Source organism: Methylobacterium sp. WL19 (assembly GCF_008040005.1).
Classification (GTDB): Bacteria; Pseudomonadota; Alphaproteobacteria; order Rhizobiales; family Beijerinckiaceae; genus Methylobacterium; species Methylobacterium bullatum.
The window spans coordinates 15,913-31,633 of record NZ_VRVC01000053.1; the positions used below are offsets into that span (position 1 = coordinate 15,913).

The 15,721-nt window shown below is 68.7% G+C and carries 13 protein-coding genes; 10 read left to right on the forward strand and 3 right to left on the reverse strand.

Annotated elements, in window-relative coordinates:
* Positions 1-91 precede the first annotated feature (91 nt).
* The 5 genes from FV220_RS12370 to FV220_RS12390 all read left to right on the forward strand — a co-directional run bounded on the left by FV220_RS12370 (position 92) and on the right by FV220_RS12390 (position 3,907).
* Positions 92-844, forward strand: a complete 753-nt coding sequence (locus FV220_RS12370) for a 16S rRNA (uracil(1498)-N(3))-methyltransferase (RefSeq protein ID WP_056144040.1) — start codon at positions 92-94, stop codon at positions 842-844.
* 129 nt (positions 845-973) lie between these two features.
* Entirely contained in the window at positions 974-2,341 is a 1,368-nt protein-coding gene (locus FV220_RS12375; RefSeq protein WP_147831687.1) for a glutamate--cysteine ligase, read from the forward strand.
* A gap of 152 nt (positions 2,342-2,493) precedes the next feature.
* Positions 2,494-2,904 carry a hypothetical protein gene (locus FV220_RS12380; protein ID WP_056257774.1) on the forward strand — a complete coding sequence of 137 codons (411 nt, stop codon included), beginning with the start codon at positions 2,494-2,496 and terminating at the stop codon, positions 2,902-2,904.
* Between the two features lie 83 nt (positions 2,905-2,987).
* The gene (locus tag FV220_RS12385; RefSeq protein ID WP_147831689.1) at positions 2,988-3,224 is read left to right on the forward strand and encodes a sulfurtransferase TusA family protein; all 237 of its coding nucleotides are present in this window, start codon (positions 2,988-2,990) and stop codon (positions 3,222-3,224) included.
* A 110-nt stretch (positions 3,225-3,334) separates the two neighbouring features.
* A complete protein-coding gene (locus FV220_RS12390) occupies positions 3,335-3,907 on the forward strand; it encodes an NUDIX hydrolase (RefSeq protein ID WP_056144051.1) in 573 nt (190 codons plus the stop codon).
* Positions 3,908-4,023: 116 nt separating this feature from the next.
* On the opposite strand, the gene FV220_RS12395 is transcribed toward FV220_RS12390, so the two are convergent.
* Positions 4,024-4,791 carry a glyoxalase superfamily protein gene (locus tag FV220_RS12395; RefSeq protein WP_147831691.1) on the reverse strand — a complete coding sequence of 256 codons (768 nt, stop codon included), beginning with the start codon at positions 4,789-4,791 and terminating at the stop codon, positions 4,024-4,026.
* Positions 4,792-5,046: 255 nt separating this feature from the next.
* Positions 5,047-6,030, reverse strand: coding sequence for a LacI family DNA-binding transcriptional regulator (locus FV220_RS12400; protein WP_147831693.1), 984 nt, complete (start codon positions 6,028-6,030; stop codon positions 5,047-5,049).
* Positions 6,031-6,195: 165 nt separating this feature from the next.
* On the opposite strand from FV220_RS12400, the gene ptsP reads away from it, so the two are divergent.
* The 5 genes from ptsP to FV220_RS12425 all read left to right on the forward strand — a co-directional run bounded on the left by ptsP (position 6,196) and on the right by FV220_RS12425 (position 14,540).
* Positions 6,196-8,736, forward strand: a complete 2,541-nt coding sequence (gene ptsP, locus FV220_RS12405) for a phosphoenolpyruvate--protein phosphotransferase (protein ID WP_147831695.1) — start codon at positions 6,196-6,198, stop codon at positions 8,734-8,736.
* Entirely contained in the window at positions 8,733-9,701 is a 969-nt protein-coding gene (pfkB, locus tag FV220_RS12410) for a 1-phosphofructokinase (RefSeq protein ID WP_147831696.1), read from the forward strand. Before ptsP ends, pfkB begins: the two co-directional genes overlap by 4 nt.
* Positions 9,702-9,860: 159 nt before the next feature.
* The gene (locus FV220_RS12415) at positions 9,861-11,576 is read left to right on the forward strand and encodes a fructose-specific PTS transporter subunit EIIC (RefSeq protein WP_147831698.1); all 1,716 of its coding nucleotides are present in this window, start codon (positions 9,861-9,863) and stop codon (positions 11,574-11,576) included.
* A gap of 151 nt (positions 11,577-11,727) precedes the next feature.
* Positions 11,728-13,161: a carbohydrate porin gene (locus FV220_RS12420; RefSeq protein ID WP_187273400.1), complete on the forward strand. Its 1,434-nt coding sequence runs from the start codon at positions 11,728-11,730 to the stop codon at positions 13,159-13,161.
* Between the two features lie 146 nt (positions 13,162-13,307).
* Entirely contained in the window at positions 13,308-14,540 is a 1,233-nt protein-coding gene (locus tag FV220_RS12425; protein ID WP_147831700.1) for a diguanylate cyclase, read from the forward strand.
* Positions 14,541-14,797: 257 nt separating this feature from the next.
* On the opposite strand, the gene FV220_RS12430 is transcribed toward FV220_RS12425, so the two are convergent.
* Entirely contained in the window at positions 14,798-15,070 is a 273-nt protein-coding gene (locus FV220_RS12430) for a hypothetical protein (RefSeq protein ID WP_147831702.1), read from the reverse strand.
* Between the last annotated feature and the right edge of the window lie 651 nt (positions 15,071-15,721).

Genomic DNA, 15,721 nt, shown 5'->3' on the forward strand with positions numbered 1-15,721 from the left:
GCGACATAATCCGACGCTGTTGCGCTTTCGCATCACCTCGGCCTCCCTCACGCGTTGACAGGTGTGGTGCCGCGAGCGACCACCCCGATCCATGGCACATTACGACTTCACCGCCCCGCGCCTCTTCGTCGAGCCGGACCTCCGCGAAGGGACGGTTCTCCCGCTGGAACGCGCGCAGGCGAACTACCTGCTGAACGTCCTGCGACGCGGCCCGGACGATCCGGTGCTCGTCTTCAACGGGCGCGACGGCGAGTGGCGCACCCGCATCGCCCAGAACGGCCGCAAGAGCGCGGAACTGATCGTCGTCGAGCGTCTGCGCCCACAGCCCGGGCGGGCCGACCTGCACTACCTCTTCGCGCCGTTGAAGACCGCGAGGCTGGATTACCTGGCCCAGAAGGCGGTGGAGATGGGCGCCGGCACCATCCGCCCCGTCTTCACCCGCTACACCCAGGGCGAGCGGATCAACCTGGATCGCCTGCGCGCCAACGCCATCGAGGCGGCCGAGCAATGCGGCATCCTGGCGATTCCCGATCTCCCCGAGGCGGTCCGGCTTCCCGTCGCCCTGGCGGAGCTCGACCCTGCCCGCCTCCTAGTCTTCTGCGACGAAGACGCCCCCGTCGCCGATCCGGTGGCGGCCCTGCGCGAGGCGGCGGACCCGGCGGCGCCACCGCCGCTGGCCGTGCTGATCGGGCCCGAAGGCGGATTCTCGCCGGAGGAAAGGGACATGATGGCCGCCCGGCCGAACACCGTGGCGCTGTCCCTCGGACCACGCATCCTGCGCGCGGACACCGCCGCCGTGGTGGCGCTGGCTCTGGTGCAGTCTGTGCTCGGCGACACACGCTGAGCGGGCCTCCTTTGGCCTACGTTGTTCCTGCCTCGCCGCTGGACTAAGGAGTCGCCATCTCTCAGGAGGCTCCTCCGCTGCGGTCCGGCGCGCCTCTCACCACAAACGACCTTCACCACGAGGCAGCGCATGGCGCGCGATACGTCCGACACCACACCGCTGACGAAGCGGGACGAACTGATCGCGTGGTTCGCCGAGGGCGAGAAACCGCGCGAGCGCTTCGCCGTCGGTACCGAGCACGAGAAGGTCCCGTTCTACCGGGACGGCAACTCGCCCGTCCCCTACGAGGGCGAGACCGGCATCCGCTCCCTGCTCGAAGGCGTCGCGCGCGAGACCGGCTGGGAGGCGATCGAGGATGCGGGCCACCTGATCGGCCTCGCCGGCGCGGATGGCGGTGCGATCTCCCTCGAGCCCGGCGGGCAGTTCGAACTCTCCGGCGCGCCGCTTCCGGACGTCCACGCCACCGAGCGTGAGCTGCGCATCCATCTCGAAGCCACCGCTCGGGCAGCCGATCCCCTCGGCATCGGCTTCCTCGACCTCGGCATGAGCCCGAAATGGACGCGCGAGGGCACGCCGGTCATGCCCAAGAGCCGCTACAAGATCATGGCCGGCTACATGCCCAAGGTCGGCTCCCTCGGCCTCGACATGATGCTGCGCACCGCCACGGTGCAGGTGAATCTCGACTTCTCCTCCGAGGCCGACATGGCGACCAAGATGCGCGTCGCCCTGGCGCTGCAGCCGGTGGCGACGGCTCTGTTCGCCAATTCTCCCTTCACCGATGGCCGCCCCAACGGCTTCCTCTCCCGCCGCTCGGAGATCTGGCGCGACACCGACGCCGACCGGACCGGCATGCTGCCCCGCGCCTTCGAGGCCGGGTTCGGCTACGAGGCCTATGTCGACTGGCTGCTCGACATGCCGATGTATTTCGTCAAGCGCGGCGAGACCTATCACGACGTCAGCGGCGCCTCGTTCCGCGACCTCATGGATGGGCGCCTCGCGGCCCTTCCCGGCGAGCGGGCCACGATGTCCGACTGGGCCAACCACGCCTCCACCGCTTTCCCCGAGGTCAGGCTGAAGCGCTACATCGAGATGCGCGGCTCGGATGTGGGCGGCGCGGACATGATCGTCGCGCAGGCGGCCTTCTGGGTCGGCCTTCTCTACGACGAGGCCGGGCTCGAAGCGGCCTGGGACATCGCCAAGGCCTGGAGCGCCTCCGAGCGGGAATGCCTGCGCGCCATGGTCCCGCGCCTCGGCCTCGCCACGCCGATCGCCGGCCGCAGCCTCGGAACCGTGGCGGCGGAAGCCTTGGCCATCGCCCGCAAGGGCCTCGAGGCGCGCGGGCGCCGCGATGAGCAGGGGCGCGACGAGACACATCATCTGCAGCCTTTGGAAGCCATTGTCGCCAGCGGTCGTTCGCGGGCGGAGGACAGGCTCGCCGATTACGAAGGTCCGTGGCGGCGTTCCGTGGAGCCGGCCTTCACCGAATGCGTGTTCTGAAGAGACGGCATTGACCATGAAACCACATCTTCTGGTCACGACAATTGTGTCGGAGCACACGTCCGGCCGATAGTGCCTCGTCTGTTCCGGAACGGTTCATCGGAGATGGTGTTTTTACGGATCAGGTTCACTCGTAATTGGAGATCGCACGCATGTCGCGCATCATGTCCCTGGTCCTTGCCGGTTCGACCGCCGTCGGTCTGGCGGCAGCTCCTCTCTCCGGCGCACAGGCCGCCCCGATGCCCGCGCTGACCTCGGCGCAGGTCGCCGGCAGCGGTTCGGCCGTGGAGACCGTGCGTTACGGCCGCTATTACGGCGGCGGCTACGGCTACCGTCGCGGCTATTACGGCGGCGGCTATCGCCGTGGACCCGGTATCGGTGGAGCTATCGCTGCGGGCGCCGCCCTCGGCATCATCGGTGGCGCCATCGCGGCGAGCCAGGCTCCCCGCTACGGCTATTACGACCGCGGCTACGCACCCGGCTACGGGTATGCCCCGGCCTATGGCTACGCGCCCGCCTATGGCTACGCCCCGGCCTACGGCTATCCGGCCTACGGCTACTGACATCATTTACCGAGCCTCGTCTTCGGCTCACGCCCCGCTCCAGGCTCCGGCCTCGGGCGGGGTTTTCGTATCGCGGGGCTGATATGACCGACGCGCCGCCCGTCCTCGATCTCAGCGGCCTGAAATGCCCCCTGCCGGTGCTGCGCACCCGCAAGGCCCTACGCGGCCTGGAACCGGGGGCGCAGCTGACCATCCTCTGCACAGATCCGGTCTCGGTGATCGACATCCCCCATCTCGTTACCCAGGAGGGCGATCGTCTCGTCGGTCAGGGCCGGGACGACGGCGTCTTCAGCTTCACCATCGAGAAGGGCGGCGCCTGAAAACTCGTTCATTCCGCACCGTCTTCGCCTCATTGATGCGGCAACTCGCGGTTAGGTGATCCCGAAGAAGGCCGCGCGACCGCCCGCGGCCGGAAGACGGGAACGAATCGATGGCGCCGGTGATCCGTGGCACCCGCATCTTGCACGATGGCTGGAGCCGTTTTCTCGTGGCCGAGGTCACGATGCCGGACGGCACGCGCCTGACCCGCGAGATCGAGGATCACGGCCGCGCGGTCGGGGTGCTGCCCTACGATCCCGAGCGCCGCGTGGCCCTGCTGGTGGAGCAGTTCCGGCCGCCCACCTTCTTTGCCGCCGGCACCCTGTCGCTCCTCGAAGTCCCGGCCGGGCTCCTCGACGAATCCGAGCCCGAGGACGGCGCCCGCCGCGAGGCGTTCGAGGAGACCGGCGTCCGCCTCGGCCCCCTGGAACGCCTGACGACCGGCTGGTCCATGCCCGGCATCTCCACCGAACAGATGGACCTCTTCCTCGGCGCCTATACCGCCGCCGACCGCTCCGGCCCCGGCGGCGGTCTCGCCGACGAGCACGAGACCATCACCGTCCACGAGATGCCCCTCGCCACCCTCGCCGCCATGAGCGACCGGGGCGAGATCACCGACATGAAGACCCTCGTTTTGCTTTTCGCGTTGCGGCTGCGACGGCCGGAGTTGTTTGCGGGGGCGTAGGGATGCGTTTGTGAGGGGAAGGGAACGGCCTTAATCAATCCAGTTCGCATGGTCGACGTGACTTCCGTCGCCCATGCGAATCGTACCTCGCGGCTGCTCTAGCCACGAAGATGCAATCAGGAAGCAATCGCCGGGACGTCGATCACATCAGAAAACTGCAGGTTCGTCGGAGTGAGCCATGCAGGCGCTCTCCGGTGTTGCACCGGCGGCGACGACGTAAGCTGCGCTTCGGCGAGTGCCTCTTCGACCTTAAAATCGGCCGCCCAGAGTGCTCCCTTGCCTTTCAGGAAAAAGCCGTAGTGGAGAGAGATTGCATCGGCGGGAACGTCCAGAACAATCTTCCGGTCGATCCAGGACATGGTGCCGAACAACCAACCCTCCGAGGCGTCCTTAAGGTTGTCGAAGCTGAGGGTATGTCCCGGCATGCCGTCCACCCTGGCCCACAGTGTCGCCCCATGGCTCACATCCTGGCAGCGTAGATTGCCGCTGATCTCCACCCGCTTGCCATGGAACGGCACGGCCGAGATGGTCTGCGTGTAGCATCCGAAGGCGCGAGAATGCTCGGGATAACGGCGTGGCCCAAGCAAGGGATCGAGACGGATCACCGCCGTTCCGCCGCCAGGGGCGATAGGATCGTCGTCGGCCCCGTGATCATACACATCCGGGTGCTCGGAAAGGAATGCCCATCCCTTTAGCTGAGAAGCCCGCCGCTGCGCGGTAGCTTCATACCGCTTGGCTTGGGCTGACAGGACATTCCAGTCCTTGAGGCCAAACTGGCGAGCAACGATGTCGAGACATTCGCCGTGTGAGAGGGTGACGTTCTTGGCGCGCAATGCGCCCTCCATGGCTCGGGCCATGGACTTTGCATCTTCAACAGTGGGCATACTGATCCCCGTACCGGATCGACCACGCTGTCAGTGCTCGCCTTGCCGACCGGCCGACCCTGGTTGAGGGATCGCGACCTTATCCTTCGATGCATTCACCGTACCCAGGGGCGCGAGCGGCAGGCTGCATCAGCCCGTCTGCAAGAGATCATCGAGCGACAGCATCGTCAAGCTCGATCCATCGTCGACTTTTAGGTCGACGGCACCCAATCGAACCAGAGTTTATTGCACACCAACGGGCAACCCGCCGCTCTCTCACCCCCGCTGCGAAGACCCCCGCACCACCAGCCGTCCGCTCAGGGTGACCTTGCGGATCGGCTGGTCCGGCGCTTTCAGGCGGTCGAACAGGAGCGACATGGCCTGGGCGCCGATCTCGGCGACGGGTTGCTCGATGACCGTGAGGCCGGGTTCGACGAGGTCGGTCCAGGCATCGTTGTCGAACCCGGCAAGGCCGAGATCGTCCGGTACGCCGAGGCCCGCCGACCGCGTGGCGCGCACCGCCCCCATCAGCATCAGCCCGTTGGAGAGGATCAGTGCGTCGGGCGGCGTCGCCTCCGAGAGCCAGCGGCCGACGCAGAGTTCGGAAGCGGCGGCGTTGGGTGGCGCCGAGCGCATGTCGGGCACGAGGCCCGCGCGCCGGATCGCCGTCTCGTAGCCGGCCTGGCGTTCCCGGGCGGTGGACGAGGTGGAGCCGAACAGGCCGCCGATCCGCCGGTAGCCGCACCCGATCAGATGGTCCACGAGGAGGGCGGCGGCGGCTTCGTTGTCGAGGACGACGCTGTCATGGGCGCCGGGCGGTCCGGTCCTGTCGATGAAGACGACGGGGACGTCGAGGTCGCGGGCGGCGAGCCTGTCCGCCGTGATCCGCGTGGGCGCGAAGATCACGCCGGTGACGCGCTCCTCCTCCATCAGCCGGAGATACATTGCCTCGCGGTCGGGATCCTCGTCGGTGTTGCACAGGATCAGCCGCATGCCGGCCGCATAGGCCGCATCCTCCACGGCTCGGCTCACCGCGGTGAAGAACGGGTTGCGGATGTCGGCGACGATCAGCCCGATGGTCCGGGTCGCTTGCGAGCGCAGGCGCCGCGCCGACAGGTTCGGGCGATAGCCGGTGAGGCGCACGGCCTCCTCCACCTGACGCTTCAAGGCCTCGCTGACGGGGCCGCGCCCGAGGGCGCGCGAGACCGTCGCGGTGGAGACCCCGGCGGCGCGGGCGACGTCGCGGATGCCGATCGTCATGGGGACGGCCTCAGGCGGGAGGAAACGTTTTCAGCACCATGACGACGTTCTGGCATTCCCGTTCCAAGCCGGCAAGGCGGTAAGCTGAATTATTTCGCCGGTCATCGTTGACAGGAAGAGTGAAAACGTTTTCATTGCCACCAACGACAACAGGGAGGGCACGCCATGCTCGCACCGACGCCGGTCCTGACACCCCGATTGCTGATCCGCCTCGGCGCGACGCCCGCGACCAAGGAGGACGCCATCCGCGAGGCGTCGCACTTGCTGGTGGCGGGGGGCTGCATCGATGCGGCCTATGGCGCGAGCATGCTGCGCCGGGAGACGGTGGCGAACACCTATCTCGGCCACGGCGTGGTCATCCCCCACGGCATGGTCGACGACCGCCATCTGGTGCGCGAGAGCGGGCTGGCGATCCTTCAGGTGCCGGACGGCGTGGCGTGGCACGATGGCCAGATCGCTCATCTCGTGGTCGCCATCGCGGCGCAATCGGACACCCACATCACGATCCTGCGCCGGCTCACGCGGCTGATCCAGGACGAGGCGCGCCTCGCCACCCTGCGGAAGACCGGCGCCAAGGAAGACATCGCGGCGGCCCTCTCCGAGGATGCGTCCGTGACCGGCTCGGCCGGCCCCGCCGCCGACCTGCGCCAGCGCTTCGACTGGACCGTGGACTATCCCACCGGTCTCCATGCCCGGCCGGCCTCGCATTGGGTCGAGGTGGCGCGGCTCTGCCCGGCCCGCATCCAGGTCCGGCACGGATCGGAGATCGCCGACGCCAAGAACCTCATCGCCCTGCTCCAGCTCGGCCTGCGCTGCGGCGACGAAGTGACCATCTCGGCCGAGGGCGACGACGAGGCCGGGGCGCTGGCAAAGGTCTGCGCCGCAGTCACTTCTCTCACCGCAGGCGAAAAAGCGTCCGCGAAGGCCGCCGAAGACGCCGCCGCCAGGGCGGCCGGGCCGATCGCCGGATGGAACCCGTCCGATTCGCCGCGCACCATCGCGGGAATCGGGGCGAGCCCCGGAATCAGTATCGGTCCGATCCATGTGCTGGCCACCGCCGAGATCGCGGTGCCGGACGAGCCAGAGCCGCTCACCACGGGGGGAGACCGCCTGCACGCGGCGCTGGCCACCACCGGAGGTCAGTTGAGGGCGCTCGCCGACGATACCGAGCGCCGCCTCGGCAAGGCCGATGCCGGCATCTTCCGCGCTCAGGGCGAACTCATCGCCGATACCGACCTGATCACGCTGGCCTGCCAGCTCATGGTCGAGGGCCACGGAGTCGCCTTTGCCTGGAACGCGGCGGTGGAGCGGATGGCCGGGCGGCTCTCGGCCCTCGGCAACCCGGTCCTGGCCGCCCGCGCCGCCGATCTGCGCGATGTCGGCCGGCGCGTGTTGGCGCAGATCGACCCCTCCCTTAAGAGCGGCCACGATCTGCCGGACGTGCCCTGCATCCTCATCGCGACCGATCTCGCGCCCTCCGACACGGCCGGGCTCGATCCGTCCCGCGTTATCGGCCTCGCCACGGCCCAGGGCGGCCCGACCTCGCATACCGCGATCCTCGCCCGCACCCTCGGCATCCCGGCGATGGTGGCCGGTGGGCCGACGCTGATGGCCCTGCAGAACCACGGATCGGCGATCCTCGACGGCGGCACCGGCCGGCTCTACCTCGATCCGAGCGAGGCCGACCTCGCCTCGGCCCGCGACTGGCGCGACCGCCAGCGCGCCATTGCCGAGGAAGAAGCGCGCGAGCGCGCGCTCCCCGCCCGCACCAGGGACGGGCATTCCGTCGCCATCGGCGCCAACGTCAACAATTCCGAGCAGGTGCCGCTCGCCCTCGACCAGGGCGCCGAAGGCGTCGGCCTCATGCGCACCGAGTTCCTGTTCCTGGAACGGGGTGACACCCCTTCCGAGGACGATCAATACGCCACCTACCGCGCCATGCTGCGCGCCCTTGAGGGGCGGCCCCTGATCGTGCGGGCGCTCGATATCGGCGGCGACAAGCAGGTGGCGCATCTCCACCTGCCGAGAGAGGAGAACCCCTTCCTCGGCGTGCGCGGCGCGCGCCTCCTGCTGCGCCGGCCGGACCTGATGGAGCCGCAGCTGCGCGCCCTCTACCGCGCCGCGAGGGACGGGATCGCGGCCGACGCGCCCGGGGGCAAGGACGCCCCGCTGTCGATCATGTTTCCGATGATCACCTCGATCCCCGAGATCGCCACCCTGCGCGGCCATTGCGAGCGTATCCGCGCCGAACTCGACGCGCCGGCACTGCCCATCGGCATCATGATCGAGGTGCCGGCCGCCGCGATCCAGGCCGACGCCCTGGCGACATATTGCGACTTCTTCTCCATCGGCACCAACGACCTCACCCAATACGCCCTCGCCATCGACCGCCAGAACACCGAGCTCGCGCCGGAGGCCGACAGCCTGCACCCGGCCGTCCTGCGCCTGATCCGGATGACCTGCGCGGGCGCGGCGCGGCACGAGCGCTGGGTCGGCGTCTGCGGCGGCATCGCCGGAGATCCGTTCGGGGCGAGCCTCCTCGCCGGCCTCGGCGTCCACGAACTCTCGATGACGCCCCGCGACGTCCCCGCCGTGAAGGCGCGGCTCCGGGCCTCGGAGATGGGCGAGTTGCGGGCGCTCGCCGCCCGCGCCTGCGACCAGGAGGACGCCGCCGCCGTCCGCGCCCTCGAAGGAGCCGAGGCATGAGCGCCGCCATCGTCACCGTCACCCTCAACCCGGCCATCGACCAGACCGTCACCCTCGACGCCCTGACGCCGGGCCACGTCCACCGGGCGCGCGCCGTGCGCTCGGATGCGGGCGGCAAGGGCGTCAACGTCGCCTCCTGCCTCGCCGATTGGGGCTCGAAGGTCTCGGCCACCGGCATTCTCGGCTCGGACAACGCCACCCCGTTCGAGGCCCTGTTCGCCCGCAAGGGGATCGACGACCGCTTCGCCTGGATCCCCGGCGAGACCCGCACCAACCTGAAACTCCTCGACGCCGCCTCCAACGAGACCACGGACATCAACCTGCCAGGCCTCGCCGCGACGTCGGGTGCGCTCGACACCATCCGGGCGGTCCTGCGCCAGGTCGCCACGGAGGGGAGCCTCGTCGTCCTCGCGGGCAGCCTGCCGGGGGGGCTCGGGGTCGAGACCTATGCGGCCCTGACGCAGCTGTTGACGGCGCGCGGCGTCCGCGTGGTGCTGGACGTGTCCGGCCCGGCCCTCACGGCGGCCCTCGCGTCCGATCACCTGCCCGAGGTGATCAAGCCCAACCGCCAGGAACTGGCGGACTGGGCCGGCCGGCCCCTCGATACCCTGCCGGAGGTCGTCGCCACGGCGCGTGGCCTGGTCGCCCGCGGCATTCCCCTCGTGGTGGTGTCGCTGGGAGGCGAGGGCGCCCTCTTCGTCACGCGGGACGAGGCGCTCCTCGCCCATCCGCCGCCGACGGAGGTGTCGAGCACCGTGGGGGCGGGGGATGCCCTGGTGGCGGGCCTCGTCGCCGGCCTCCATGCGGGCCTGCCCCTGGCCGAGACCGCGCGGCTGGCGCTGGCCTTCGCCGCCGGCAAGCTGACCCTTCGCGGCGCCAATCTGCCGAGCCGAGGGACCATCCTCGCCATCGTCGAGACCGTGCGGGTCGAGACCATGAACGTCCCACCCAGGGCCTCATCCTGAGGTGCCCGCGCCAGCGGGCCTCGAAGGAGGGCTCCAGGGATCGCGGAGCGAGCTGGACCCCTCCTTCGAGGCCTCCGCTTCGCTCCGTCACCTCAGGATGAGGTGGTCGGGTGGGACCATCGGTGCGAGCAAACAACGTAGAAGCAGGCGGAGGAAACCATGGCCCAGATGTTGGCCGTCGTCGGGGGCGGGGATCTCGGCACCCATGCGGTGCTGGCCGGTGAGGCCCTGCGCCAGGCCGCCGCCCGCCTCGGGCAGGCCCTCGACCTCGAACTCAGGGGCAAGGGGGTCGGCGGCAATCCGCTGGCCGAATCCGCCATCGCCCGGGGCGATTCCGTCCTGCTGATCGGAGAGGGCGATCTCGGGGAGGGTCGTTTCGGCACCATGCGCAAGGTCCGGATCGGTATCGAGGAGGTGCTGACCGACGCCGATTCGGTGCTCGGTCGCTTCCTGGCGGGCAGTGACACCGCGCCGGCAGCGCCCGACGCGGGCGGCAGGATGCGGATCGTCGCCGTCACCTCCTGCCCCACCGGCATCGCCCACACTTTCATGGCGGCGGAAGGCATCCAGGCCGCCGCGCAGGCGCTGGGCCACGAGGTGAGGGTGGAGACGCAAGGTTCGGTGGGCGCCCGCGATGCCCTCACCGCCGCCGAGATCGCATCGGCCGACATCGTCCTCATCGCCGCCGATACCGGGGTCGACCGCTCGCGCTTTTCCGGTAAGCGGCTCTACGCCACCAACACCAAGGCGGCGATCCGCGACGGGAAAGGGCTGATCGCCACCGCTCTCGCCGAAGCGCAGGTCCAGGGGCAGAGTGCCGAGACGGAGGAGAGGCCATCCCGGCCGGCCGCCGCCGAGAGCAGGGCCGGCGCCTACAAGCATCTGATGACCGGCGTCTCCTTCATGTTGCCTTTCGTGGTGGCGGGTGGCCTCCTCATCGCCCTGGCCTTCGCCGTCGGCGGCATCGACGCGATGAAGCCGGACCATGCCGGCAGCCTCGGCTACGCGCTGGGCGAGATCGGCGCCAAGGCGGCCTTCGCCCTCATCGTCCCGGCCCTGGCCGGCTACATCGCCTATTCCATCGCCGACCGGCCCGGCATCGCACCGGGCATGATCGGCGGCATGCTGGCGGCGAACCTCCAGGCCGGGTTCCTCGGCGGCATCGCGGCGGGCTTCATCGCCGGCTACGTCACGCGCTTCCTCAATCGACACATCCGGCTGCACCGGAATCTCGAAGGGTTGAAACCCGTCCTGATCCTGCCGCTGCTCGCCACCACCATCACCGGCCTGATGATGATCTACGTGGTGGGCGTGCCCGTCGCCGCGATTCTGGCCGGCCTCACCGACTGGCTGAAGGGCATGCAGGGGGCGAGCGCCCTCGTCCTCGGCCTGATCCTCGGTGGGATGATGGCCGTCGACATGGGCGGCCCGATCAACAAGGCCGCCTATGCCTCGGCCGCGGCCCTGCTCTCTTCCGGCGTCGACGCGCCCATGGCGGCGGTGATGCTCGGCGGCATGACGCCCCCGCTCGGGATCGCGCTGGCCACCCGGCTGTTCCCGAACCGCTTCTCGCAACCCGAGCGCGAGGCCGGCGGCGCGGCGGCGGTGCTCGGCGCCGCCTTCATCACCGAGGGCGCGATTCCCTTCGCGGCAGCCGACCCCCTGCGGGTGATCCCCTCCATGGTCGCGGGCTCGGCCCTGGCCGGCGCCATCGCGCTCACCGCCGGCGTGACCCTGAAGGTGCCCCATGGCGGCCTGTTCGTGCTGCCGATCCCCAATGCCGTCACGAACCTGCCCTGGGCCGTCATCGCCCTCGTGGCCGGGACGGTCGTCACGGGCCTGATGGTGGGGCTGCTGAAGAAGCGGTCGGCCTGAAAGCCCTCATCGAGCACGAGAGGGGACGACCTTTCCGGACAACGCGCTCCCCTCTCCCGACCCTCGCTCACGCGGAGGGAGAGGGACACGCATCGGAGCCGGCAGCAGGACCGGACCCGCGACAGCATCGGAATCATCGAGGGGGAACAGGATGAAGGCAGGATCGACGATACTCGCAGCGCTCGCGCTTTGCGCGGCGACGACGTCCGGGGCCCTCGCGCAGGTGGCGCCGCGCGGCACGACCGCCGGCCAGCCGGACGGCCAGGACATCACGGGTGCCGACAGCGCGGCCGGCGCCGCCGATACCCTCGGGCAGAGCGCGACCCCGGCGACCCTGCCGGTCGGCGTGTTCGATATCGGCAATGGACTCGCGTTGAGCGCCAACTACACGGGCCAGGCAGCCGCGAACCCGATCGGCGGCATCCGCCAGGGCTCGGCCTATGCCGGGCAGCTCTTCTTCGGTATCGACGGCGACCTCGACCGCCTCGCCGGGATCGCGGGCGGCTCGTTCCACATCGCGGTCACCAACCGCCACGGGCGCAGCCTCTCCGACGATTCCATCGGCAACAACACGTCGGTCCAGGAGATCTTCGGCGGCGGGCAGACGACGCGGCTCACACTGCTCAGCTACCAGCAGAAGCTGTTCGACAATCGGCTCGATGTCGAGTTCGGGCGGTTGGTTGCCAACATCGCCTTCCTCAACTCACCGATCTACTGCAATTTTCAATCGAATTCCGCCTGCGGCAACCCGACCTTCGTGTTCAAGACCTCGAACTTCACCTTCTGGCCGGTGGCGAGCTGGGGCGCGCACGCCAAGGCCTGGCTCACCAACAGGGTGTTCGTCCATGGCGGAATCTACGAAGTGAACCCGCTGCACCAGCAGCCGGGCGACAACGGCCTCGATTTCTCCGCCAAGGGCGCCACCGGCGCGATCATGCCGTTCGAGCTCGGCTATTCCACCACCTTCGCCAACGATCGCCTGCCGCGCAATTACGGGATCGGCGGCTGGTACGACGCCTCCGACTATGTCGATCCCATGCGCGACGTCACCGGCCGGCCGGCGGTTCTCACCGGGTTGCCCCTCGGCACCCGGTTCGGGCGCTCGGGCGTCTATGCCCGGTTCGACCAGATGGTCTGGCGGCCCGACCCCACCGCGCCCCAGGGGCTGACCCTGTTCGGCGTCGCCATGGCCGGCACGTCGGGGCGTCTCAACGAGGATTACTTCCTCGAGATCGGCGCCCTGCAGACCGGCACCTTCGCCGGCCGGCCCTTCGATACGCTGGGCTTCGTCATCAACACGCAGGCGTTCAGCGATCTCGCCCTGCAGAACATCCGGCTGGCCCAGGCCTCGCTGGGCATCGATCGCAAGATCCCGAGCCGGCAGGTGATGATGGAGCTCAATTACGGCATCCAGGTCACGCCCGCGATCCGCCTGACGCCGAACCTGCAATACATCGTCGACCCGGACCAGACCCGGTTTCCCACCTATCGCAAGCCCATTCCGGATGCCTTCGTCGTCGGCGCCAAACTGTCCGTCGACCTCTTCACCCTGGCCGGCTTTGCGAAAGGCCCCGGCTCCGATTGATGCGTCCCCCCGATCGGCTCGCGCCTCGTCGCTGCGCCGTCGAAACGCCAACCGAAGCGGGGAAGGGGGACCTTTGCGTTTACGGTGCTCTCATTTTATGATGCGGCGGAACAGTTGAACTAACCGCGCCGGAGCGTCGTGACCTGATGCCCACGTCCATCGAGGTCGGATTGAGCCGGCCCTGGCATCGCCTTCGCCTGCCGCAGCGCCTCGAAGCTCAATACCATGCCGAGGACGTGCCTCCGCGCGGTCTGTACTTGCAGTCCTGGCTGCTGGTCTTCGTCCTCTTCAACATCATCTCGTTGAAAATCGATTTCGATCTGTTCGGCCGCGATGCGATCGCGGTGCCCGCCGGGTTGACGGTCGGTGTCTTCATTCCCCTCGCGTTGGGGTGGATCGTGGCTTTGCGCGGGCGGCCCTCCCTGCGCCGGCAGGGAGCGGCCGCGACGATCACGGCACTCGCGGACATGGCGATCATCCTCAACAGCGCCAGGATGGTGCCGCAGGAGCACGCCGACACCTACCTCATCCTCGCCGCCATCGTTCCCCTCGTGGTGGGGATGATCTCGCCCCTGTCGTTCCGGTTCAGCCTGTGGTTCTGCGGATCGGCATTTCTGCTGTATGTCGGTTTCGTCTTCGTGTCCGGGTTCGGACCGGATGGGCATACGGGCGTGCCCCTCCTCGTGGCGGCGCTCATCCTGGTGCCGATCAAGCTCGCCTATTCGCGCGAATGGGACCGCAAGAAGAGTTTCCTCCTCGGTCTGCGGGAGAGGGAACAGGCGGACGAACTGGCCCGGGCCTGCGCCCGCCTCACGATCCTCTCGGAGACCGACCCTCTCACCGGTGCGGCGAACCGCCGGCTCTTCACCGAGCAGCTGGACGAACATTGGGAGCTTGCCGCGACCCGACACGAATGGTTCGGCGTGCTCCTCGTCGATATCGACCATTTCAAGCGTCTCAACGACACGGCCGGCCACGCCGAGGGCGATGGCTGTCTGGTGAGCGTCGCCGACACCCTGAAACGCGATCTCGCCCGCTGGGGCGGCCTGGTCTGCCGCTACGGCGGGGAGGAATTCGCCGCCTTCGTTCCCCGGGCCACGGCCGAGACGATCGGCGATGTGGGCGAAAGCCTGCGGCTGGCGGTGATGGACCAGGCGATTCCCCATCCCGGCCTGCCGGATGGCGGTGTCGTCACCGTGAGCATCGGGGTCACCGCAGCCCACGGCGCGCTACGGCATGTGGGCATCACCGCACCGCAACTGCTCCGTGCCGCGGACGCGGCGCTCTACGCGGCGAAGACGGCGGGCCGGAACCGGGTGGACTCCCAATCCGTGATCCCGCCGGCGAATTCGAGCCGGGCGACCGAGCACGCGGCCTGACCGGCTCATGCAAGGTCCGGCCGTATCCGTGGATCACCATGACTGGGAGCTCGCGAGACTTTGCGCCCAACGAGCCCGATGGGCACGCCGACCCGTCATCGAATCCTTCGGCGGCCCGATCAAGACCAGCCGATCTCAGGGAAACCCGGTGCGGTCCGAAGGGCCTCGTTCAACCCGGACAGAGCACCTCGGTTCTCGGTCCAGTCGCGGATGCTCCTCGATAACGGTCGCGATGCCTCGACCCGCGTCGTGCCCGATCAGTCGACGGGCACGACCTTCAGCTGCAGGAACTGAACGTGCCGGAACTCCGCCGGCGGCACTGCGATCTCGTCGTACTTCCCGCCGCCCTTGGGACGGCAGAACAGGAAGCCTCCCATCATCCTGACCTTGAAGAAACTCCCTTTCTTCAAGGTCAATTTACCGCCGCGCGGATTGATGGCCTCGATGTCGCTGACGATCACGACATCGTCCTGCGGCCTGAAATCCGCGTTGAACAACTCGGGATCCACGCCGTCTTTCCAGTTATCCATGACGATTGCGATCCACTTCGATCGGGGGGCAAGCGAGGCTCGACGGAACGCCATATCACGCCGTCCCAACACACGTCGTCGCTCGCTCCATTTCCTCGGTGGTCTTATCTGCGCCGGCGCGCAACGCCCCGTAGCGGAGCAGGTCGACAGCGGAGGAAGCGGGCGCGCCACGTCGCCACGCTCATCCGACTGAAGCCGGGATCGGGCGGCGCAACAATGTCTATCCGCCCGACGCGGCGATGATGTCTCCCGTCGCAGGGCGTGGGCGCCCGTGCCAGCGTCATGTGCCGGATCAGCTCTCGATCGCGGCCGAGACATCCTGGCGGACATGACCGGCCGATCCGTGCCCGAACGACTCGATACCGAGTGACGGCTGCTGGCTCGCTTCTATGCGCTGCGAATCCGGTTGGCCGACGGTCCGACGTAGCGGATCGGCGCACGAGGCAACCAGCACCTGCCCGGGAAAACCTCTGGCTCCGGCGTGAGGAGCGTGACTCGGGCGAGCGCAAGTTCTACCTCCGAAACTGCCCGCCGATACGACCGTCCAGCAACTCGCCGCCATGATCAAAGCGCGCCGGATCCGCGAGCAGGCGCTTCGGAAGATGAAGGATGAACTGGGCCACCACCGCGGCGATGCCAATACTGTGGCAG